This is a genomic window from Streptomyces sp. YS415, from assembly GCF_023544665.1.
In the GTDB taxonomy this organism is placed as follows: Bacteria; Actinomycetota; Actinomycetes; order Streptomycetales; family Streptomycetaceae; genus Streptomyces.
In genome coordinates this window covers 23,500-44,157 of record NZ_JAMJFL010000037.1, presented here as the reverse complement: position 1 = coordinate 44,157, position 20,658 = coordinate 23,500, and the positions used below count along the sequence as shown (strand labels likewise).

The following is a 20,658-nucleotide window of genomic DNA, read 5'->3' as shown; positions in this document are numbered from 1 at the left end:
ACCATGAGCACCAGCACCACCGCTTCCGTGTCCACGCACATCCTGGACACCAGCGCCGGCCGCCCCGCCGAGGGCGTCGCCGTCGAGCTCTCGGCCCGCGGCGGCCGGTCCGCCCAGTACGGGCACGGAGGCGACTGGCGGACGCTCGGCGGCTCCGCGACCGACGCGGACGGCCGGTGCAAGGACCTCCCCGCCCTGCCGGAGGGGACCACCCACGTACGGCTCGGCTTCGCCGTGGAGCCGTACTTCGAGAAGAAGCAAGCCGATGCGCAGCAGGACGCCCCCGCGAATCGGGACAGCGGTGCCGCCGTGTTCTTCCCGGAGGTGGCGATCACGTTCGCCGTCGTGCCGGGCGAGCACTACCACGTACCGCTGCTGCTCAACCCGTTCGGCTACTCCGTTTACCGAGGGAGCTAGCTAAATGCCCACCATCCTGGGACAGAACCAGTACGGCAAGGCCGAGAACCGAGTCGTCAAGATCACGCGGGACGGCGCCACCCATCACATCAAGGACCTCAACGTATCCGTGGCGCTGAGCGGCGACATGGACGAGGTCCACTACTCCGGCTCCAACGCCCATGTCCTGCCGACCGACACCACCAAGAACACGGTGTACGCGTTCGCCAAGGAGTACGGCATCGAGTCGGCCGAGCAGTTCGGCATCCACCTCGCCCGGCACTTCGTCACCTCGCAGGAGCCGATCGAGATCGCGCGGATCCGCATCGAGGAGTACGCCTGGGAGCGGATCGCGACCTCCGACGCCAACTCCCGGTTCATCGGCGCCGACGAGGTCAAGCACTCCTTCGTCCGCCAGGGCCAGGAGACCCGCGTCACCCAGATCACCTACGACGGCTCGTCGTGGGAGGTCGTCTCGGGCCTGAAGGACCTGACCGTGATGAACTCGACCAACTCCGAGTTCTGGGGCTACGTCAAGGACAAGTACACGACCCTCCAGGAGGCCTACGACCGGATCCTCGCGACCCAGGTCTCCGGCCGCTGGCGGTTCAACTGGACCGACGACGAGCAGAAGATGCCGAACTGGGAGAAGTCCTACGAGCAGGTGAAGAAGCACATGCTCCAGGCCTTCGCCGAGACGTACTCGCTCTCGCTCCAGCAGACGCTGTACCAGATGGGCTCGCGCATCATCAACAACCGCAGCGAGATCGACGAGGTGCGCTTCTCGCTCCCGAACAAGCATCACTTCCTGGTGGACCTGGAGCCGTTCGGGCTGAAGAACGACAACGAGGTCTACTACGCCGCTGACCGCCCCTACGGCCTGATCGAGGCCACCATCCTGCGGGACGGCTGCGAGGCGAGGATCCCGGTGGACCTCACCAACCTCTAGCAACACCATCTCGGCACCCGCGGCCGGGACTTGTGCACCCGGCCGCGGCACTCAAATCTCCCGGGTCCTGCCGTGCCCTCTCCACAACAGCGCAAAGGACGAACCATGGCAGCCAACCAGCGCATCGTCATCGAGAACTGTGCGATCGCGACGGTCGACGCGAACGACACCGAGTACGCCTCGGGTCACGTCGTCCTCAACGGCAACCGCATCGAGGCGCTGGGCGCGGGCAGGGCCCCCGACGGCCTGGAGAACGTGGTCCGGCGCATCGACGCCACCGGCCACCTCGTGACCCCCGGCCTGGTCAACACCCACCACCACTTCTACCAGTGGATCACCCGGGGCCTGGCCACCGACCACAACCTCTTCAACTGGCTGGTCGCCCTCTACCCGACCTGGGCGCGCATCGACGAGCAGATGACGTACTCGGCCGCGCAGGGCTCGCTGGCCATGATGGCCCGCGGCGGTGTCACCACCGCGATGGACCACCACTACGTCTTCCCGCAGGGCTCCGGCGACCTGTCCGGCTCGATCATCCGCGCCGCCCGCGAGATGGGGGTCCGCTTCACCCTCGCCCGCGGCTCGATGGACCGCAGCGAGAAGGACGGCGGCCTGCCCCCGGACTTCGCCGTCGAGACCCTGGACGGCGCGCTCGCCGCGACCGAGGCCACCGTCAAGGAGCACCACGACGCCTCCTTCGACGCGATGACCCAGGTGGCCGTCGCGCCCTGCTCCCCCTTCTCCGTCTCCACCGACCTGCTCCGCCGGGGCGCCGAACTGGCCCGCAGCCTGGGCGTACGGCTGCACACCCACGGCTCGGAGACGGTCGAGGAGGAGAAGTTCTGCCACGAGCTGTTCGGCATGGGCCCCACCGACTACTTCGAGTCCACCGGCTGGCTCGGCGAGGACGTGTGGATGGCGCACTGCGTCCACATGAACGACTCCGACATCGCCGCCTTCGCCCGGACGAAGACGGGTGTCGCCCACTGCCCCTCGTCCAACGCCCGTCTCGCGGCCGGCATCGCCCGGGTCCCCGACATGCTGGCCGCCGGTGTCCCGGTCGGCCTCGGCGTCGACGGCACGGCCTCCAACGAGTCCGGCGAACTGCACACCGAGCTGCGCAACGCCCTGCTCATCAACCGCCTCGGCGCCCACCGCGAGGCCGCCCTGAACGCCCGTCAGGCGCTGCGCCTCGGCACGCACGGCGGCGCCCAGGTCCTCGGCCGCGCGGCCGAGATCGGCTCGCTGGAGCCGGGCAAGCTGGCCGACCTGGTGCTGTGGAAGCTCGACACGCTGGCCCACGCCTCGATCGCCGACCCGGTCACCGCGCTGGTCTTCGGCGCCGCGGCCCCGGTGACCGCCTCCTTCGTCAACGGCGAGCAGATCGTGGCGGACAACCGGCTGCTCACGGTCGACGAGGACACCATCGCCCGCTCCACCCGGGCGCAGGCGCAGCGCCTGGCGCGGATCGCCGCCCAGGGCTGACCGGTCCCAGATCTCCGGTCGAGGGGGACGGCCCTCGACCGGTGGCCGTGGACCCGAGCGGGGTCCATGGCGGCCGTCTCCGGGGCGCGCACCAACGTGTGCGCCCCGGAACGGCCTCCCGTCCCGTCTGTGCCGCTCAACTCTTTGCCGCTCAACGGTCCCGCACGACCGCGCACCACCTCCTTGAAACCCACGTCAGAGCCGACGTGCTGTTAACCGACCGGAGGAGCCGCCCGTGTCCGCCCACCCCGTCGACGAGAAACTCCCCGCCCTCAAAATGGCGACCACCGGCCTTCAGCACGTGGCCGCCATGTACGCGGGCGTCGTCGCCCCGCCCCTGATCGTCGGTGCGGCCGTCGGTCTCAGCGCCACCGAACTGACCTTCCTCACCGGTGCCTGCCTCTTCACGGCCGGCCTCGCGACCTTCCTCCAGACGCTCGGCATCTGGAACATCGGCGCCCGTCTGCCCTTCGTCAACGGCGTCACCTTCGCCGGTGTCGCCCCCATGACCGCGATCGTCGCGGCCACCGACGACAAGTCCGACGCGCTGCCGATCATCTTCGGGGCGGTGATCGTCGCGGGACTGCTGGGCTTCATAGCGGCCCCGTTCTTCAGCAAGATGGTCCGCTTCTTCCCCCCGGTGGTCACCGGCACGGTGATCACTCTGATAGGCGTCTCGCTCCTGCCGGTCGCCTTCGGCTGGGCGCAGGGACCCGACCCCGCGGCGGACGACTTCGGTTCGAGCACGAACCTGACACTGGCGGCCGTGACGCTGCTCCTGGTGCTGCTGCTGCGCCGCTTCACGCGGGGCTTCGTCAAGCAGATCGCGGTGCTGCTGGGCCTGGTCGGCGGCACGTTGATCGCCATCCCGTTCGGCGTCACGGACTTCGGCCCGGTGGCGGACGCGAGCGTGATCGGGTTCCCGTCGCCCTTCCACTTCGGGGCGCCGCAGTTCCAGGTCGCCGCGATCATCTCGATGTGCGTGGTGATGGTGGTCTCGATGACCGAGTCCACCGCGGACATGCTGGCGCTGGGCGAGATCGTGGACCGCCCGGCCGACGAGAAGACGATCGCCGCGGGCCTGCGCGCCGACACCCTCGGCTCGGCGATCAGCCCGCTGTTCAACGGCTTCATGTGCAGCGCCTTCGCGCAGAACATCGGCCTGGTCGCGATGACGAAGATCCGCAGCCGGTACGTGGTGGCCGCGGGCGGCGGTTTCCTGGTCCTGATGGGCCTGTGCCCGATGGCCGCCTCGCTGATCGCGGTCGTCCCGCGGCCGGTGCTGGGCGGGGCGGGCGTGGTGCTGTTCGGGTCGGTCGCGGCGAGCGGTATCCAGACCCTGGTCCGCGCCGGTCTGGAGAAGGACAACAACGTCCTGATCGTGGCCGTCTCGCTGGCGGTCGGCATCATCCCGATCTCCGCGCCGGAGTTCTACCACGCCTTCCCGGAGACCGCCCGGATCGTCCTGGACTCGGGCATCTCCACGGGCTGTGTGGTGGCGGTCCTGCTGAACCTGGTCTTCAACCACCTGGGCAGGAACCAGGACGCGGAGGACGTCACCCACCCGATGGAATCAGGAGAAGAACTCGCGGGCCCGCCCCGAACGGCCCCGGCGACCCCCTGACTCGAGGGCGGCCCACCGCCGTCGAACTCCTACGCCGATGGGGCGCACCCCGTGTTCAAGGGGTGCGTCCCATCGGCGCGCGCTCAGGAAAGCGGCGGGGGCCGGGCACCGTCCCCGCCGCAGTCGTCAGTCCCGGCTCCGCAGTGCCGCCGCCGCCAGTCCCAGGGACGTCGCCGCGATCAGCGCCGCCACCCGGAACGCCAGCTGGTAGCCCTCCGCCGTGGCCGCCGTCAGGGTCGTGCCGGTGTGCAGCAGGTCCTCCGTGCGGCTTGCCGCCAGGACGGTCAGTGCCGCCAGGCCCAGGGAACCGCCCACCACCTGCGTGGTGTTGAACAGTCCCGACGCCGCCCCCGCGTCCTCCGCGCGCGCCCCCGACATCGCGAGACCGGTCAGCGCGGGCATCGCGGCGGCGAAGCCGACGGAGAGCAGCAGCAGGGGCGGCAGGACGTCCGGCAGGTAGGAGCCCTGCGCCGGTGCCCGGCCCAGCAGGACCATGCCGACGGTGATCAGCGCGAGTCCCGCCAGCAGTACCCGGTACGCCCCGAACCGGCCGATCGTCCGCGCCGACAGGCTCAGCATCAGCACCCCGATCACCACCGGCGCCGGCAGGAAGGCCAGCCCGGTCAGCAACTCGCCGTAGCCGAGCACGCGTTGCAGATACAGGGCGCCGATGAACTGGAAGCCGTACATCGTCGCGATCAGCAGGATCTGCACGGCGTTCGCACCGCTCAGCAGGCGTGAGCCGAACAGCCGCAGGTGCAGCAGCGGGCGGGTGGTGCGGGTCTGCCGGACGGTGAACGCCACGAACAGGGCGGCGGCCACCGCGGCCAGCGACAGCGTGGCGGCCAGGTCCCGCTCACCGGTCCCGACGATGACGTACACCGTCAGCATCAGCGCCGACGTCACCAGCGCCGCCCCCGGATAGTCCGCGCCCTTGCCCAGCCCGGCCCCCGGCTCCCGGTCCAGCACCCGTACCGCGGCCACCCACGCCACCACCCCGATCGGCAGGTTGATCAGGAAGATCCAGTGCCAGCCCAGCGCCTCGGTCAGCGCCCCGCCGAGGAACGTGCCGAGCGCCCCGCCCGCCGCGCCCACCGCACTGAACACGGCGATGGCCCGCGCCTGTTCACGCGGCTCGGGGAACAGCGACACCAGCATGCCGAGGACCACGGCGGTCGTCATCGCCCCGCCCACCCCCTGCACCGCACGCGCCGCGACCAGCATGCCCGGCGAGGTCGCCACCCCGCACAGCACCGACGCCACCGTGAACAACGCGAGCCCCGCCGTGAACATCCGCTTGCGCCCCACGAGGTCCCCGAGCCGCCCGGCCAGCAGCAACAGCCCCCCGAACGGGATCAGATAGGCGTTGACCACCCACGCCAGCCCCGACGCCGTGAAGCCGAGGTCGCTCTGGATCGCCGGCATCGCCACCGTCACGATGTTGCCGTCCAGGATGGTCATCAGTGTCCCCGCGCAGAGGATCACCAGGGACGCCCAACGGGAGTAGGTGCGTTGCGCGGCCCGTGTCCGGGACTCGATGATGGCCGTCATGACGGCATCGCCTCCGTGTTCTGCCAGGATTCCAAAGGTGCACGACTTGTAACGGGCAACATCGTGCGAAACCATGAAGGCCGGCGTAAGGAGGCAGTTCGATGTCCCAGAGGAACACCGGTGTTACCGCGCAGGTCGTGAACGCGCACGCCTGCCCGGTGCGCGAAGTTCTTGACAGGGTCGCCGGGAAATGGAGCGTGCAGATCCTGGTGGCCGCCGCCCACGGCCCCATCCGCTTCACGGAGTTGGAGCGCAGCATCGAGGGCATCAGCCGCCGCATGCTGACCCTCACCCTGCGCAATCTGGAGCGCGACGGCCTCGTCACCCGCACCGTGCACCCGACGGTCCCGCCGAAGGTCGAGTACGAACTGACGGCGCAGGCACGTGAGTTGCACGAGACCCTGCAACGCCTGACCGACTGGGCCGAGCGCAACCGGGTCCACATCGCCGAGTCCCGGGCGGCCTACGACGCCGAACGCGAGCCGGAGCTCGTCGACGGGTAGACCGCCCGCGCCCTTCACGGCGTCGCGACGTGACGGTGACGCTGCCCGGGGACGCGGAGGCTCAGAGCCCGAACATGCCCGGGTCGGTGGCCAGCTCCTTGAAGTAGCTCTGCGGATCGGCCACCAGCCGGCGCTCCGCCAGGTTCAGCAGCCCGCCGACCGCGGTGAGCTCGGCCGCCACGGTGCCGTCCGCCTTGGTGATGGTCTGCTCCATGCGGAAGGTCTTGCCGCCGCCCCACAGGAAGGCGCACGACACATCGACCTCGTCGCCCGCCAGCAGCTCGCGCCGGTAGCGGATGGTCGTCTCCAGGGCGACCGGCCCGATGCCGTGGGAGATCAGCCCCGTCTGGCTGATCCCGGCCGCCTGCAGCAGCGACCAGCGGGCGTGCTCCGCGTAGTTGAGGTACACGCTCTGGTTGAGGTGGCCCTGTACGTCGGTCTCGTAGCCCCGGACGGTGATCCGGACGGAGAACGGCTGGCTCACGAACTTCCTCTTCTCGTCGTCGATGCCCTGTGCGGCACTCGTGGCATCCTCCTCACGTCCGGCGCGGCGACGCCAGCAGATAGCGCGCGCGGGTCCGGGGATCCGTGTGCTCGCTCACCTGCCAGCCTCCCTCCTCCAGGGTCGCCGCGCAGGCGCGCAGCCCTTCGGCGTCGGGCCGGTGCACGGCCACCGCCTCCGGCTGCGGGGTGGCGCGCACCCGGTAGCCGCCGGTGCCGTCCGGTCCGGCGGGCGGGTGCCCGGCGGCCTCCAGCGCCAGCGCGGCGGCCTGCACGAGATGCGTACGCTCCCAGCCGCACGGCCGGTCGGTGGCGCCGTCCGGATTGGTCATCCGGCGCAGCTCCACCAGCCCTTCCCAGGCACCGCGCACCTCGCGCAGCCGGGCCGGACCGGCGGCGGGCGGTTCCTCCTCGCCGCCGATGCGCGCCGCGAACACCCCGGGCTCGGCGGCGGGCGGCCGGACGGCCGGCGCGGCGGGGGCGTCCGGCGTCTCCCGTATCCGGTGTCCCGCCGGGGTCAGGAAGTGGTCGTGCGGCGGCCGGGGGTGCCGGAAGGCGAGGCCGTGCTTGACCAGAGCCGCGAGCTGGGTCTCCGTGCCACTGCGCAGCCGCCCGGTGACCGGGTCGGCGGCGTCGATCACACGCCGCTGCGCGGCGGTCGGCGGTCCTGTCACGGCGTGCTCCCTTCCAGCGGTTCTCCCACCGCTTCGAAGGCTACGACCCGGGTCTGACATTCCACCCGGCGATCACCGGCCGCCCGTGCTCGGTGCCCAGCCGGCACACCGTCCCGGTGGCCAGCTGGAACAGCGCGCCGTCCGCCGGCGGCAGCCCGAGCCGCCGGGCCGTGAGCACCCGCAGGAAGTGCCCGTGCGCCACCAGGACGACGACGCCCTCGGTGTTGGCGAGCGCGGCGTCGACCTTGGACAGCATCCGGTCGGCGCGTTCCCCGACCTGCGCGGGGCTCTCCCCGGGATGCTCCGGCGGGCCCGGCGCGACCCCGTCGGTGAACAGGAACCAGCCGGGCCGCTCCCGCTGGATCTCGACGGTCGTGATGCCCTCGTAGCCGCCGTAGTCCCACTCCCGCAGGTCGGGATCGATCCGGGGCGAGGTCAGACCGATCAGCTCGGCCGTCTCCCGGGCCCGTTGCAGCGGGCTGACGAACGCGGCACCGATGCGGTGCGAGCGGATCAGCGGCACCAGCCGCCGCGCCTCCTCGCGCCCGTGCTCGGTCAACGGCACGTCCGTCAGCCCGGTGTGCCGCCCCGAACGGGACCAGAAGGTCTCACCGTGCCGCACCAGCAGAAGATCACCCATGGCTTCCAGACTACTGGCGGTACCCGCTGAGGAACCGGCCGATGCGGCCGATCGCCGCCTCCAGGTCCTCCGCGTGCGGGAGGGTGAGGATGCGGAAGTGGTCGGGCGTCGGCCAGTTGAAGCCGGTGCCCTGGACGACCTGGATCTTCTCGCGCAGGAGCAGGTCCAGGACGAACTGCTCGTCGTCGTGGATCTTGTGGACCTTGGGGTCCAGGCGGGCGAAGGCGTACAGCGAGCCCTTCGGCTTGACGCAGGAGACCCCGGGGATCTCGTTCAGCTTCTCCCAGGCCACGTTGCGCTGTTCGTACAGCCGCCCGCCCGGCGCGGTCAGCTCGTGGATGGACTGGCGGCCGCCGAGCGCGGCCTGGATGGCGTACTGCGCGGGCGCGTTGGCGCACAGCCGCATGGAGGCCAGCATGGTCAGGCCCTCCAGGTAGTTCCTGGCGTGCTGCTTGGGGCCGGTGACGACCAGCCAGCCCGAGCGGAAACCCGCCACCCGATACGTCTTCGACAGGCCGCAGAAGGTCAGCACGACCAGGTCGGGGGCGAGCGCGGCGGCCGAGTGGTGGACCGCGTCGTCGTAGACGATCTGGTCGTAGATCTCGTCCGCGAAGACCATCAGACCGTGCCGGCGGGCGAGATCGAGGATGCCCTCGAGGATCTCCTTCGGGTACACGGCGCCGGTGGGGTTGTTCGGGTTGATGATCACGACGGCCTTGGTGCGGTCGGTGATCTTCGCCGCCATGTCGTCCAGGTCGGGGTACCACTCGGCCTGTTCGTCGCAGCGGTAGTGGACCGCCTTGCCGCCCGCGAGGGTGGTGACGGCCGTCCAGAGGGGGAAGTCCGGTGCCGGGATCAGGATTTCGTCGCCGTCCTCCACCAGCGCGGTCACGGCCATCGAGATCAGCTCGGAGATGCCGTTGCCGAGGAAGACGTCGTCCACGTCGACCTCCAGGCCCCGGGTCTGGTAGCGACCGGCGACGGCCCGGCGGGCGGACAGGACGCCCCGGGAGTCGGTGTAGCCGTGCGCCTGCGGGAGCATGCGGATCATGTCCTGGAGGATCTCCTCCGGCGCCTCGAAGCCGAAGAGCGCGGGGTTGCCGGTGTTCAGGCGCAGCACGCTGTGGCCCGCCTTCTCCAGCGCGTCCGCGTGCTCGATCACCGGGCCGCGGATCTCGTAACAGACCTCGCTGAGCTTGTTCGACTGCCGGAACTCCATGCGCGCGCCCCTCCGGTATCTGGTGTTACTTGGTTTTACCAAGTCCGCGCTTGGAAAGTCCAATGACATGTCTAGACTGCGTCCCATGTCGCCACGCCGAAGCTACGACCAGTACTGCTCCGCCGCCCGTGCCCTCGATGCCGTCGGCGACCGCTGGACCCTGCTGATCGTCCGCGAACTGCTGGCCGGGCCGCGCCGCTACACCGACCTGCACGCGGATCTGCCGGGCGTGAGCACCGACGTGCTCGCCTCACGGCTGAAGGACATGGAACGGGACGGGCTGACCACCCGGCGCCGGCTGCCCCCGCCCGGCGCGGCCTACGTCTACGAACTCACCCCGCGCGGACGGCAGTTGCTGCCGGTCCTCCAGGCCCTCGGGGCGTGGGGCCGGGCCGAGCTCGGCGAGCGCCGGCCGACCGACGCGGTACGCGCCCACTGGTTCGCCCTGCCGCTGCTGAGCGTCCTGCCGGACGAAGGGCTCGTCGAAGTGCGGTTGGAGGAAGGGCAGTTCCATCTGAACGCCGGCGCCGAGGAGGGTCCCGTCTACGGTGAGGGCCCCGCACCGGCCGAGCCCGACGCGCGTCTGGAGCTGGACACCGGCACCTGTACGGCCGTGGCCCGGGGGGAGTTGAGCGTCCCGGACGCGGTACGGGACGGGCGGATCACCGTGACCGGTGACGGGACCCTCGCCAAGGCGCTGCGGGAGGCATAGCGAAGGGCCCGCCGCACCGGAGTGCGACGGGCCCCGCCCGAGGGTCAGGCCCCCGGCGGCCGTCCCGGGCCGCGCGTCAGCGCATACCCGCCGACACCGGCCAGCGCGGCCAGCACACCGCCCGCCGCCGTCCACAGCCAGCGGTCGGACCACCAGCCGGACGCCCAGCCGTCCTCCGGATCGATGCTGGACAGCACCGCCGAAGTCTCCTTCTGCGCACCGGACTTCATCGCGATCCCCGGCACCAGCGGCTCCGCCAGCGAGCCGTCCACCGCCGCCGCGCCGCCGATGTCCTTGGAGTCGACCCGGATGGAGGCGTTCACCGGCAGCCCCAGGTCGGCCGTCGCGAGGTTCACCACGGTCAGCCGGACGTAATACGTGCCCGGCAGCGGGTCGTTCGCCCACGGCTCCGACCAGGCGCGGACCGTGCGCAGGACGCAGGTCAGCTCCACGGACGCGGCGTCCGCGGCGGCGGTGCGCGTCTGGGCGCCGTACTGGCAGGCCTGTCGGCGCCGCAGTCCGTCGTAGACGTCGATCTGCCAGGTCTCGGCGGCGTGCGTCTCGGGGAGCTGCACCGTCGCCCTGACGGTGGGGCGCTGTCCCGCGTCCGCCGGGAACGACCAGTACAGGTAGTCACCCGCGGAACCGCCGGCGGTGGCCTCCTGGCCCTGCTCGATCTCCGCCGCCGTACGGAAGGACGTACCCGCCCCGGCCGGTGCCTCGGCCGCCGGGGCGGGGGCCGCCGCGAGGCCCAGCATCAGCAGGGCCGCGCTCAAGGGGCGTATGAGCTTCATCAGTTGGTCCTCCAGACCGTGACCCGCCAGCGCGACACCCAGCCCCAGATCAGCCCCGCCAGGAAGCCGGTCAGGATCAGCGCGCCGAGCAGCCACCAGCCCCGCCCGAGCCCGAAGGAGGCCACATCGTCCGACTCCGAGGGACCGTCCACGACGTCGACGGTCAGCTCCAGCGGCAGACCGGGCGTGGTCTTGACGCCGGAGGCCGCCGAGAACGAGTGCGTGACCTGGAGGCACACGCCCTCGGCGGACGCCTCGTCGCTCTCCGCCTTCGGATAGCGCAGGCCGGCCGAGATCACGTCCGTACGGCCGTTGCCCGCGGCCTCGCCGCGCACGATCTCCCGGCCCGGCACGGTCACCGCCCGCAGCAGCAGCCCATAGGAGGGGTTCACCGCCCGGTCCGCGCCCACGCTCACCGAGGCGCGCAGTTCCTGCCCCGGCTCGACGTCGACCCGGTACCAGCGCTGCTGCCCGAACTCCGCGCGGTCGGTGTACAGGCCCGACTTGAGGGTGGGTGCCTGCGCGCACTGCTCGGCGCCCTCGGCCGCCACCGGCGTCACCACGGGGTCGGCTGCCCGGTCCACCAACTGGTTGACCTTGTCGGTGAGTTCGTCGGTGTGCTCGACCGAGGTGTAGGTGCCGCCGGTCGCCTCCGCGATACAGCTCAGCTGCTGCCGCATCTTGGTGTTGGGGACCAGGCCGAGCGTGTCGATGGTCAGCCCGATGCCCTTGGCGGCGATCTCCCGCGCCACCTCGCACGGGTCCAGCGGGGCGCAGGTGTCCTCGCCGTCGCTGATCAGCACGATGCGCTTGGAGCCGGTGCCGCCGTCGAGGTCGTCGGCCGCCTTCAGCAGCGCCGGGCCGATCGGGGTCCACCCGGTGGGCGTGAGGGTCGCCACCGCCGTCTTGGCCTCGGTGCGGTCCAGCGGGCCGACCGGGTAGAGCTGCGCGGTGTCCTTGCAGCCCGTCTTCCGGTCGTCGCCCGGGTAGTCGGCGCCCAGTGTCCGGATGCCCAGCTGGACTTCCTCGGGCGTGGCGTCGAGCACCTCGTTGAACGCCTGCTTCGCGGCGGCCATCCGGGACTGGCCGTCGATGTCCCGCGCCCGCATGGAACCGCTGACGTCGAGCACGAGGTTCACCTTCGGCGCGTCCTCGCCCGTGGGTTCGCCGGCCGCTGCCCCGGCCGGGAACGCTGTCCCGGCCGTCAGCGCGGCGAGCAGGGCACAGGCCCCCGCCGCCAGCCGTGTTCTTGTGATCATCGGCGGATCCTAATGATCAGGGGCGTCCCGCTCCAAAACGGCCGCTCACGCCAGGGGGTTGGGCAGCCGCGCCCACTGGTCCCCGGGCGTCCGCGGCGACAGCCGCATCAGGGTCAGCGCCTTCGCGGGCAGCGGCTCCTCGCGCAGCACCGCCAGATCGGGCGTGCGCGGCAGATCCCGTACGGCCGTCTCCAGCGCCGCCCCGAGGGCCGCCGCCGAACCCGCCGTACCGGCGAGCGCGCCCGCCACCAGCGAGCCGAACAGTTTGCGGCGCAGGGTGGTTTCGTCGTCCGTCACGATCCGGCCGGTCAGCTCCGGCACCGGGATGCCGTGCCGGGCCAGCCGGGCCGGGCTGACCCGGATGTCGGCGAGGTCGCGGTAGACCAGGCGCAGCGGGGTGCCGTCGGCGCCCAGCACGACGAGCAGGTTCTGGCCGTGCGCCTCCAGCGCCACGCCCAGCTCCAGCAGCCGCAGCCCGACGGTGAGGGCGAGCCGGGCGAAGGAGGCGAGCCAGCCGGGGCGGGCGGGCAGGTCGGTGGTGGCGAGCGCGGCCACCGGCACCACGCGCTCGCCCGGACCGGCGTACCGCTGCGGCGATTCCCGCAGCACGGCCGCGAGATCGGGGGAGTCCGCGGTGGCCGCCCCCAGGGTGCGGGTGATGTGCAGCAGCCCGTCGGTGCGCGCGGCCAGCGACTCCGCGAACGCCGACAGGGTCGCTGCCAGGGCGATGGAGTACACCGAGATGTCCCGCACCGACGAGGTCAGCCGGGCGCTCAGCGCCGTCTTGACATGCGGTCCGCCGGGCAGCGCGAGGGTGCGCAGGGACATCAGCGGACGCGCGCCGGGGACCGAGCGCTCGCAGGGGCGCTTGAGCACGTGCGTCATCTGCCACGGATGCACCGGCAGCAACAGCCGGTCACCGTCGCGCAGTTCGTCCGGCCAGGCGCCGGTCAGCAGCGCCTCGGCCGCCGGTACCGGCCACAGCCCCAGCTCCACCAGCGGCCGGTGCTCGGGCCCGTACGCGAGCTGCTCGGCGACCGAGAACCCGGGCCGGGAACGGCAGGTGGGGTGGTACGGGTGCCCGTCCACGACCCGCTGCTCCCACTCCCAGTCACTGTCCGGCCAGGGCATCGGGCCATCCGGCTGCCCGGCCCGCGACAGCGCCAACGAGGCCACGCTGTGCCCGAGTTCGGCCACGAAGGCGGTGTCCCGCGCCACGCCCAGATCGGCCACCAGCCCCGCCGGATCGCGGTACTCGGTCCCGTCGAGCCGTACGGCGGTGACATAAGCGGCGGTGGCGTACGGGTCCGCGTGCGGCCCGTGCAGCCGGCGGCCGTCGCCCAGGCGCAGGGTGAGGCCCGCCGGCCCGTTCTCGCGGGCGGTGATCCACGGCAGCGGCTCATGGGCGAGCGCCCGCCACAGCCGGGTCAGCACGGCCGCCCGGGCGCCGGGCAGCCGGTCCGTGTACCGGGAGGCCAGGCCGGGGCGGACATCGGCCAACTCTGCCGCTACCTCGGCCTCGGCGGTGGGGGGACGGTGCACGGTCGGGCTCCTCGGGTACGAGTAGGACGTCAGGTCGGGCGACGACGACAGCGATACTGATCTTCTCCGCCCGAACGGACCGTAGAGAACGAGTGAACCGCGTGCACCTCATGCCCCCGCCCGCCGACGCAGCGCCCCACGCGGACGCCCTCGCGGCGGCCCCCCTGCTCAACTGCCTGCTGCGGGAGGTGGCACGACCGGCCGGACCCCAGGTGTACCGGCTGCCCAGCGGCCGTCTGCTGCGGGTGCGCGGCGAGCGCCGCCCGGCCGACCCCGAGGTCCGCGCGGACGGCCGCTGGCGCCGCGTCGGCCACCCCGAACTGGTGAAACTCGTCGCGGAGGAACTGCGTCGGCACACCGGCCTGGACAACCCCGAACTGCCCGGCGAGATGGTCGACAGCCGCGACGCGGTCGCCGCGCTGCTCATCGCGCGGGAGGGGGCGGCCCCGCCCGCCGACCCGTACTTGCGCTCGGAGCAGTCCCTGGTCACCGGACATCCGCACCATCCGGCCCCGAAGGCGCGCGGCGGCGGACCGGTGGCGGGCTGGCTGCCGTACGCGCCCGAGGCGTACGCCCGGTTTCCGCTGGTGCTGCTCGGGGTGCGTGAGGACCGGGTCGTCGAGGAGGGCGACACCACCGCCCTGGACGCCCTCGGCGCGGCGCCCCCCGGCTACCGGCTGCTGCCCGCCCACCCCTGGCAGCTCGACCTGGTCGACCTCGGCCGGGCCTTCACCGACGGCCTGCTGATCCGGCTCGGCACGACCGGCTTCCCGGCCTGGCCGACGGCCGCGATCCGCACGGTGTACGCCCCCGAGCGCGATCTCTTCCTGAAGTTCAGCCTCGATGTCCGCATCACCAACGACATCCGCCGGCTATGGCGCCACGACCTGCGCAGACTCCGCAGGACCGACGCGGCCGTGGTGCGGGCGTTCGCGACCGGCCCCGGCGCCTGGCTCAGCGACCGCGGCTACCGCACCGCCGACTTCGCCTTCGAGGAGCTCGCCGTCCTCGTCCGCGACGGATTCCGCCCCCACCTGCGCCCCGGGGCGACCCCGCTCCTCGCGGCCGGCCTCGTGGAGGGCTTCCCGGGCAGCCCGCTCGACACCGCGCGGGACCCGGCGGCCTGGTGGGACGCCTACCTGGCCGCGGTCGTACCGCCCGCCCTGCGGGCCTTCGCCGACCACGGCGTCGTCCTGGAGGCGCACCTGCAGAACACGCTGGTAGCCGTCGACGCCGAGGGCACCCCGGTGCAGGCGCTGTACCGGGACGCCGAGGGCGTGAAGCTGCCGGCCGACGCGGACCGGGCTGCCGGGTGGGAACGGCTGGTGTACTGCCTGGTGGTCAACCACCTGTGGGAGGTCGCCGCGGCCCTCGCCGAGCGCCACCCGGGCCTCGCCCCCTGGCCCGCCGTACGCCGGGCCCTCGCCGCCCACGACCTCCCCGAGATCCCCGCCCTGCTCACCGCGCCCACCCTGCCCGGCAAGACCAACCTGCTGCTGCGCTGGACCGGCGCCGACGGCGCCGACGCCCGCTACCACCCCCTGCCCAACCCGTTGCTTGCTGCGTGACGTGACTGGCGTGCGATACGTGGAGTGCGCAATCGCCCCTGTCGGTAGTGCGCAGTGTGGGCCGAAGGCCGTCAGCCGACCGTGGGAACGAGGGCAGCGACGGCGGAGTGCGCCAGGGACACCGCCTGTGCACGCTCCGCCCCCGACTGGCTGAGCACGACGCGCGTGCTGAGGCCGTCCAGCAGGGCAAGGAGCTGAACGGCACGACCGGGGACGTCGTCGACGGCGAACACGCCCCGGGCCACTCCTGCGGCGATCAGCGCCTCCAGGTCGTGCTGCCAGCCGTGGTCCAACATCTGCTGCGCCGCGCGCAGTTCGACGTTCGTGCCGGAGCGCGCCCACAGCTCGATCCAGAGCATCCACCGTGGATCGCGGGGGCCGGTCGGGAGGTACATCTCCACGAAGAGTTCGAGGCGGCGGGCGGGCTTCAGCCTGCGGGCGAGCAGCGCGGCCCGCTCCTCGGTGAGTGTCGCCTCGCTGTAGCGCAGGGCCTCGACGAGCAGCAGGTCCTTGGAGCGGAAGTAGTACAGCAGGTGGCCGCCGCTGGTCCCGAGCCGCTTGGCGAGGGAAGCCATCGTCAGTGAGGCGAGGCCCTCCTCGGCGATGACGGCCGTGGCCTCTTCGAGCGTGCGCGTGCGCAGGTCTCCGCCCGATCGCCTCTGCCCTGCCGCCATCCGTTCGGCTCCCTGTGTCCGCGACCGGCACCGCCGTCGGCCGGGCCGGTGCGGGACCGAGCATAGTCCTGCCGACGCCACCGACTTCGCCTCACCTCTTGACGCGGACGGCACCTGCCTCCATCTTGAATGGCGTTCAATCCTTTTGAACGGCGTTCAAGCCGTTCCTGCGGCAGTGAGGGGCGGCGCCATGGCGGCACAACGCACCACGACGGATGCGGACCCGACGGATCCCCCGGCGGCCGGGGCGGCTCGCGACGAGGTGTTCCAGCTCGAGAAGCACGGCATCGACCCCGTACTGGAGTCCGAACGGCACGGCGGAGCACGGGACCTGTTCTGGCTGTGGTTCGGGTCGAACCTGACGTTCACCTACGTGATCAACGGCGCGCTCGCCGTCTCGTTCGGCCTTTCCTTCTGGCAAGCGGTGCTGGTGGTCGTGCTGGGCGGACTGACGTTCTTCGTGGTCAGCGCGGCGGGCATGAGCGGGGTGCGGACGGGCACGGCCACGCTGGTGATCTCCCGCGCCGCCTTCGGCATCCGCGGGAACTGGCCGGCCGGGCTGCTGAACTGGGTCGTCAGCATCGGGTACACGATCCTGAACACGGTGGTCGGCGTGCTGGCCCTGCAGGCCGTGTGCGCGGAGCTGGGGTGGCAGGGCGCGTCCGCGAAGGCCGCTGCTCTCGCTGTCACGCTGGCCCTCACCTTCGCCGTCGCGCTGTGGGGCCACGCGACCGTGCACTGGGCCGAGCGCTGGATGGCATCCGTGCTCACCGTCGGATTCGCGGCGATGCTGCTGTTCCTGCTGCCGGGCACCGACACGGGCGCGGCACCCGTTCCGGCCGACGCGGCGGCCTGGTCCCTCGCGTTCGTCGTGGTACTCGCCGGGCCGATCAGCTACGTGCCCATGCCCGCCGACTACACGCGCTACCTGCCGGTGACGACGACGCTGCGCTCCCTCACCTGGAACGGTGCGCTCGGCGGCTTCGCCGCGTCGGTGGCGCTCGGAGTCGCGGGAGCGGCGGCCGCGACCCAGGCCGACCTCACGGACGCGGTGGCCGGGACACAGGGACTGCTGCCGGGCTGGTTCCAGCCGCTGTTCCTCGCCCTGGTGCTCGGCGGCTCCGTCACCAACTCGATCATCACCCTCTACTCGTCGAGCCTCAACCTGCAGGTCCTCGGCATCCCGTGGTCGCGAGCGAAGGCCATCTCGATCAGCGCGGCCGTGACGGCGATCGGATCCGCGGCCGCGCTGTTCCTCGTCGACTTCACCGAGTCCCTGCTCTCCTTCCTGTCGCTGCTCGTCGTCGTGTTCGCCCCGTGGGCCGGTGTTTTCCTCACCGACATGATGCTGCGCCGCTGCCGCTACGACGCCGACGCCCTGCACACCGGGCGCGCGAGCCGCTACTGGTACCGCTACGGGTTCAGCCCCGCCGGAATGACCGCCCTGGTCACCGGAACGGTCTTCGCGGCCCTCACCTGCGACAGCGCCCTGTGGCGAGGGCCCTTGGTGAGCCCGCTCGGCGGCACGGACCTCAGCGCGCTCGGCGCCGTCGTCGCGGCAGTCGTCTACGCGGTCATCGGCCGAACGGGCGCGCGCCCGTACTCACCCTCCTCCTCCACCTGATCCCCGCACGCCCCGCACGTCCCGCACGAAGAGGAACGACATGCTCCCGGCACCCCTGACCCCGCACTCGCCCGCTCCGGCGGACCTTGTCCTGCGCGGTGCACGCATCCACACCGTCGATGCGACGCTTCCGGCCGCCGAGGCGCTCGCAGTCCGCGACGGACGGATCGTGTGGCTCGGCGACGACGCGGACGCCGACCGGTGGACCGGCCCCGGCACCCGGGTCGTCCAGGCGGGCGGGCGGCTCGTCCTGCCCGGCTTCATCGACGCCCACAACCACGTCCGGCTCGGCTCGGACGACGCCTGCGTCCAGCTCGCGGGCGCGAGAAGCCTGTCGGAGATCCACGCGCGGATCGCCGCCTGGCGCGCACGCCACCCGGACGCGGCGTGGATCGAGGCGGAGGCGTTCGACTACTCCGCGCTGCCCGACGGCCGGATGCCGACCGCCGCCGACCTCGATCCCGTCACCGGTGACGTCCCGGCCATGGTGCTCAGCTACGACGTGCACACGGCCTGGCTCAACTCGAAGGCGCTCGACCGGCTCGGCGTGCGCGCCGACCGCACGGACCTCCCCTTCGGAAAGGCCCGGACCGACCCGGCGACGGGCGCTCCCACCGGCTTCGTCCAGGACTTCGCCGTGCGCGGCCTGTCGCGGGACGGACACCGCGCCCTGCGCGAGCTCGGTGTGCCCTGGGCCTCGCCCGAGCGGCAGTACGGGCGGCTGGTGAAGTCGCTCGACGACGCGATCCGCTTCGGCATCACCACCGTCGTGGAGCCGCAGAACTCCTTGGACGACCTCCCCCTGTTCGAACGGGCCAGGGCGGAGGGGCGGCTGCGCTCGCGACTGGTGGCGGCCCTGTTCCACCCGCGCGGTACGTCGGACGCCGACCTCGACGACTTCGCCGCCGCGGCCCGCGCGCACGACGGCGACCGGATACGGGTCGGCCCGCTCAAGCTCTACATCGACGACGTGGTGGAGCCGCGCACGGCGGCTCTGCTGGAGCCCTACGCGACAGGATGCAGGGGGCACCGGGGCGAGACGTTCTACCCGGTGGAGGAGTTCGCCGACCTGCTGGTCAAGCTGGACGCCCGCGGCTTCCAGTGCTTCGTGCACGCCACCGGCGACCGGGGCATCCGGACCGTCCTGGACGCCGTCGAACGAGCCCGCTCGGTGAACGGCGCGCGCGACGCCCGCCACCAGATCGTCCACGTCGAGTGCCTGGACCCGGCCGACGTGCCGCGCTTCGCCGAGCTCGGCGTCGTTGCCTGCATGCAGCCGCGGCACTGCGCACCGGAGATCGCCGGGCCGGGCCAGGACTGGGCGGAGAACGTCGGCGAGGGGCGCTGGCACAAGGCATGGCCGATGCGCTCGCTGGCGACGGCCGGGGCGACGCTCGCCTTCTCCAGCGACTGGAACGTCGCCGAGATGGACCCCATGATCGGCATCTACACGGCCGTCACCCGCCGTCCCCTCGCCGGCGGTGAGGCGTGGATGCCCGAGGAGACGGTGGACGTGGCCACCGCCGTGCACGCCTACACGATGGGATCGGCGTACGCCAACTTCCTGGAGGACGAGCGTGGTTCCCTGACCGTCGGCAAGGCGGCGGACTTCGTCGTCCTCTCCCGTGACATCCTGCGGATCGCCCCCGAGGACATCCCCGGAACCGTCGCCGACATCGTCGTGGTGGCCGGGGAGGTGGCGCACGAGTCCGGGTCCGGAGATGTCACCGGGCCCTTCACCCCCGTATAACCTGGCGGAGTGCTTCCTGAAGTCACCGCGACCCGGTACGTCACCCCCCTGCGGTCCGGCGGCTCCGTGCCCGGCGTCGTCGAGGCCGATGACCTGGGCACCTACGTCGTGAAGTTCACCGGCTCCGCGCAGGGCCGCAAGGCGCTGGTCGCCGAGGTGATCGTGGGGGAGCTGGCCCGGGCGCTGGGGCTGCGCTTCCCCGAGCTGGTCCTCGTCCACTTCGACCCGGCGATCGCGGACGGGGAGCCGCACCAGGAGGTGCGGGAGCTCCACAGCGCCAGCGCGGGGATCAACCTCGGGATGGACTTCCTGCCGGGCGCGAAGGACTTCACGCCGGAGTTCGCCCGGCACTTCGCGGTCGATCCGCTGGAGGCGGGCCGGATCGTCTGGCTGGACGCCCTGACCGTCAACGTCGACCGTACGGTGCACAGCTCCAACCTGATGGTCTGGCCCACCCTCGGCACCGTGCCCCCGCGGCTGTGGCTGATCGACCACGGTGCCGCGCTGGTCTTCCACCACCGCTGGGACGCCTCCGACCCGGCGAAGGCGTACGACTTCCGCCACCACGCCCTCGGCCACTACGCCCCCGACGTCCGCGCCGCCGACGCCGAGCTCGCGCCCCGGGTCACCGAGGAACTGCTGCGGTCGGTCACGGCCGAGGTACCGGACGCCTGGCTCACCGACCACGCCTCCCCGGACGAGGCGCGGGACGCCTACGTCCGGTACCTGCACGCGCGCGTGCGGGCCTCCGCGTCGTGGCTGCCCACGGACTTCCCCACCCGGGAGGAACTCGCCGCCGAGGAGGCCCAGCGGGCGGCGAGGACACAGCAAGGACGCCCCGCGTGGCTCAAGCAGGTCCCCGACCTGCACGGCAAGCCCGCGGCCGAACAGGATTGGTCGGTGCACCTCGGATGAGTGGCCGTGTGGAGATCGAGTACTGCACCCAGTGCCGCTGGCTGCCGCGCGCGGCATGGCTGGCGCAGGAACTGCTCACCACCTTCGAGGCGGAGCTGTCCGAACTGGCGCTGAAGCCCGGCACGGGCGGGGTGTTCGTGATCCGGGTCGACGACGAGGTGGTCTGGGACCGCCGCGAGCAGGGCTTCCCGGAGCCCACCGCCGTCAAGCAGGCCGTACGCGACCGAGTGGCCCCGGGAAAGTCCCTGGGCCACTCGGACAACGCCTCGCCGCAGTAG

20 protein-coding genes are annotated in these 20,658 nt (G+C 72.1%); 11 read left to right on the top strand and 9 right to left on the bottom strand.

All coding sequences use genetic code 11. The annotated features are described in order from the left end of the window. The first annotated feature begins 3 nt into the window (after positions 1-3). The 4 genes from uraH (at position 4) to M8H82_RS32120 (ending at position 4,454) form a co-directional block, all read left to right on the top strand. On the top strand, positions 4-417 hold the full coding sequence (uraH, locus tag M8H82_RS32135; protein ID WP_250078626.1) for a hydroxyisourate hydrolase: 414 nt from the start codon (positions 4-6) through the stop codon (positions 415-417). A 4-nt stretch (positions 418-421) separates the two neighbouring features. After that, on the top strand, positions 422-1,345 hold the full coding sequence (gene pucL, locus M8H82_RS32130; protein WP_250078625.1) for a factor-independent urate hydroxylase: 924 nt from the start codon (positions 422-424) through the stop codon (positions 1,343-1,345). Positions 1,346-1,450: 105 nt separating this feature from the next. Beyond that, positions 1,451-2,830, top strand: coding sequence for an 8-oxoguanine deaminase (locus M8H82_RS32125; protein WP_250078624.1), 1,380 nt, complete (start codon positions 1,451-1,453; stop codon positions 2,828-2,830). Positions 2,831-3,065: 235 nt separating this feature from the next. Further along, on the top strand, positions 3,066-4,454 hold the full coding sequence (locus tag M8H82_RS32120; protein ID WP_250078623.1) for a nucleobase:cation symporter-2 family protein: 1,389 nt from the start codon (positions 3,066-3,068) through the stop codon (positions 4,452-4,454). 126 nt (positions 4,455-4,580) lie between these two features. Here M8H82_RS32120 and M8H82_RS32115 read toward each other — a convergent pair whose 3' ends face one another. Continuing rightward, on the bottom strand, positions 4,581-6,005 hold the full coding sequence (locus M8H82_RS32115; protein WP_250078622.1) for an MFS transporter: 1,425 nt from the start codon (positions 6,003-6,005) through the stop codon (positions 4,581-4,583). A 101-nt stretch (positions 6,006-6,106) separates the two neighbouring features. Between M8H82_RS32115 and M8H82_RS32110 the strand changes: the two genes are divergently transcribed. Then, on the top strand, positions 6,107-6,508 hold the full coding sequence (locus tag M8H82_RS32110; protein WP_250078621.1) for a helix-turn-helix domain-containing protein: 402 nt from the start codon (positions 6,107-6,109) through the stop codon (positions 6,506-6,508). A gap of 61 nt (positions 6,509-6,569) precedes the next feature. Here the strand turns inward: M8H82_RS32110 and M8H82_RS32105 are convergent, their stop codons facing one another. From M8H82_RS32105 to M8H82_RS32090, 4 genes are read right to left on the bottom strand one after another with little or no spacing between them, the layout of a single operon-like run. Next, the gene (locus tag M8H82_RS32105) at positions 6,570-6,992 is read right to left on the bottom strand and encodes an acyl-CoA thioesterase (RefSeq protein WP_250078620.1); all 423 of its coding nucleotides are present in this window, start codon (positions 6,990-6,992) and stop codon (positions 6,570-6,572) included. A gap of 52 nt (positions 6,993-7,044) precedes the next feature. Next, the gene (locus tag M8H82_RS32100; RefSeq protein ID WP_250078619.1) at positions 7,045-7,683 is read right to left on the bottom strand and encodes a hypothetical protein; all 639 of its coding nucleotides are present in this window, start codon (positions 7,681-7,683) and stop codon (positions 7,045-7,047) included. Positions 7,684-7,723: 40 nt separating this feature from the next. Then, positions 7,724-8,323: a histidine phosphatase family protein gene (locus M8H82_RS32095; protein ID WP_250078618.1), complete on the bottom strand. Its 600-nt coding sequence runs from the start codon at positions 8,321-8,323 to the stop codon at positions 7,724-7,726. A 10-nt stretch (positions 8,324-8,333) separates the two neighbouring features. Further along, entirely contained in the window at positions 8,334-9,542 is a 1,209-nt protein-coding gene (locus M8H82_RS32090; protein ID WP_250078617.1) for a pyridoxal phosphate-dependent aminotransferase, read from the bottom strand. A gap of 85 nt (positions 9,543-9,627) precedes the next feature. Here M8H82_RS32090 and M8H82_RS32085 point away from each other — a divergent pair, with 85 nt between their 5' ends. Next, positions 9,628-10,254 (top strand): helix-turn-helix domain-containing protein, encoded by a 627-nt coding sequence (locus M8H82_RS32085; RefSeq protein WP_250078616.1) that lies wholly within the window; start codon positions 9,628-9,630, stop codon positions 10,252-10,254. A gap of 44 nt (positions 10,255-10,298) precedes the next feature. Here the strand turns inward: M8H82_RS32085 and M8H82_RS32080 are convergent, their stop codons facing one another. Genes M8H82_RS32080 through M8H82_RS32070 form a run of 3 tightly spaced genes read right to left on the bottom strand, consistent with a single transcriptional unit; the run spans position 10,299 to position 13,849 of the window. Continuing rightward, the gene (locus M8H82_RS32080; protein ID WP_250078615.1) at positions 10,299-11,048 is read right to left on the bottom strand and encodes a hypothetical protein; all 750 of its coding nucleotides are present in this window, start codon (positions 11,046-11,048) and stop codon (positions 10,299-10,301) included. Continuing rightward, complete coding sequence (locus tag M8H82_RS32075) at positions 11,048-12,307, bottom strand: VWA domain-containing protein (RefSeq protein ID WP_250078614.1); 1,260 nt, start codon at positions 12,305-12,307, stop codon at positions 11,048-11,050. Before M8H82_RS32075 ends, M8H82_RS32080 begins: the two co-directional genes overlap by 1 nt. A gap of 45 nt (positions 12,308-12,352) precedes the next feature. Continuing rightward, positions 12,353-13,849: an IucA/IucC family siderophore biosynthesis protein gene (locus M8H82_RS32070; protein ID WP_250078613.1), complete on the bottom strand. Its 1,497-nt coding sequence runs from the start codon at positions 13,847-13,849 to the stop codon at positions 12,353-12,355. A 110-nt stretch (positions 13,850-13,959) separates the two neighbouring features. On the opposite strand from M8H82_RS32070, the gene M8H82_RS32065 reads away from it, so the two are divergent. Next, positions 13,960-15,417 (top strand): IucA/IucC family siderophore biosynthesis protein, encoded by a 1,458-nt coding sequence (locus M8H82_RS32065; protein ID WP_250078647.1) that lies wholly within the window; start codon positions 13,960-13,962, stop codon positions 15,415-15,417. Between the two features lie 71 nt (positions 15,418-15,488). On the opposite strand, the gene M8H82_RS32060 is transcribed toward M8H82_RS32065, so the two are convergent. Next, a complete protein-coding gene (locus M8H82_RS32060; RefSeq protein ID WP_250078612.1) occupies positions 15,489-16,091 on the bottom strand; it encodes a TetR/AcrR family transcriptional regulator in 603 nt (200 codons plus the stop codon). A 190-nt stretch (positions 16,092-16,281) separates the two neighbouring features. On the opposite strand from M8H82_RS32060, the gene M8H82_RS32055 reads away from it, so the two are divergent. From M8H82_RS32055 to M8H82_RS32040, 4 genes are read left to right on the top strand one after another with little or no spacing between them, the layout of a single operon-like run. Then, the gene (locus M8H82_RS32055; RefSeq protein ID WP_250078611.1) at positions 16,282-17,715 is read left to right on the top strand and encodes a cytosine permease; all 1,434 of its coding nucleotides are present in this window, start codon (positions 16,282-16,284) and stop codon (positions 17,713-17,715) included. A 40-nt stretch (positions 17,716-17,755) separates the two neighbouring features. Next, entirely contained in the window at positions 17,756-19,465 is a 1,710-nt protein-coding gene (locus M8H82_RS32050) for an amidohydrolase (protein WP_250078610.1), read from the top strand. A gap of 9 nt (positions 19,466-19,474) precedes the next feature. Beyond that, entirely contained in the window at positions 19,475-20,380 is a 906-nt protein-coding gene (locus tag M8H82_RS32045; RefSeq protein ID WP_250078609.1) for a HipA family kinase, read from the top strand. After that, a complete protein-coding gene (locus M8H82_RS32040) occupies positions 20,377-20,658 on the top strand; it encodes a SelT/SelW/SelH family protein (RefSeq protein WP_250078608.1) in 282 nt (93 codons plus the stop codon). Before M8H82_RS32045 ends, M8H82_RS32040 begins: the two co-directional genes overlap by 4 nt.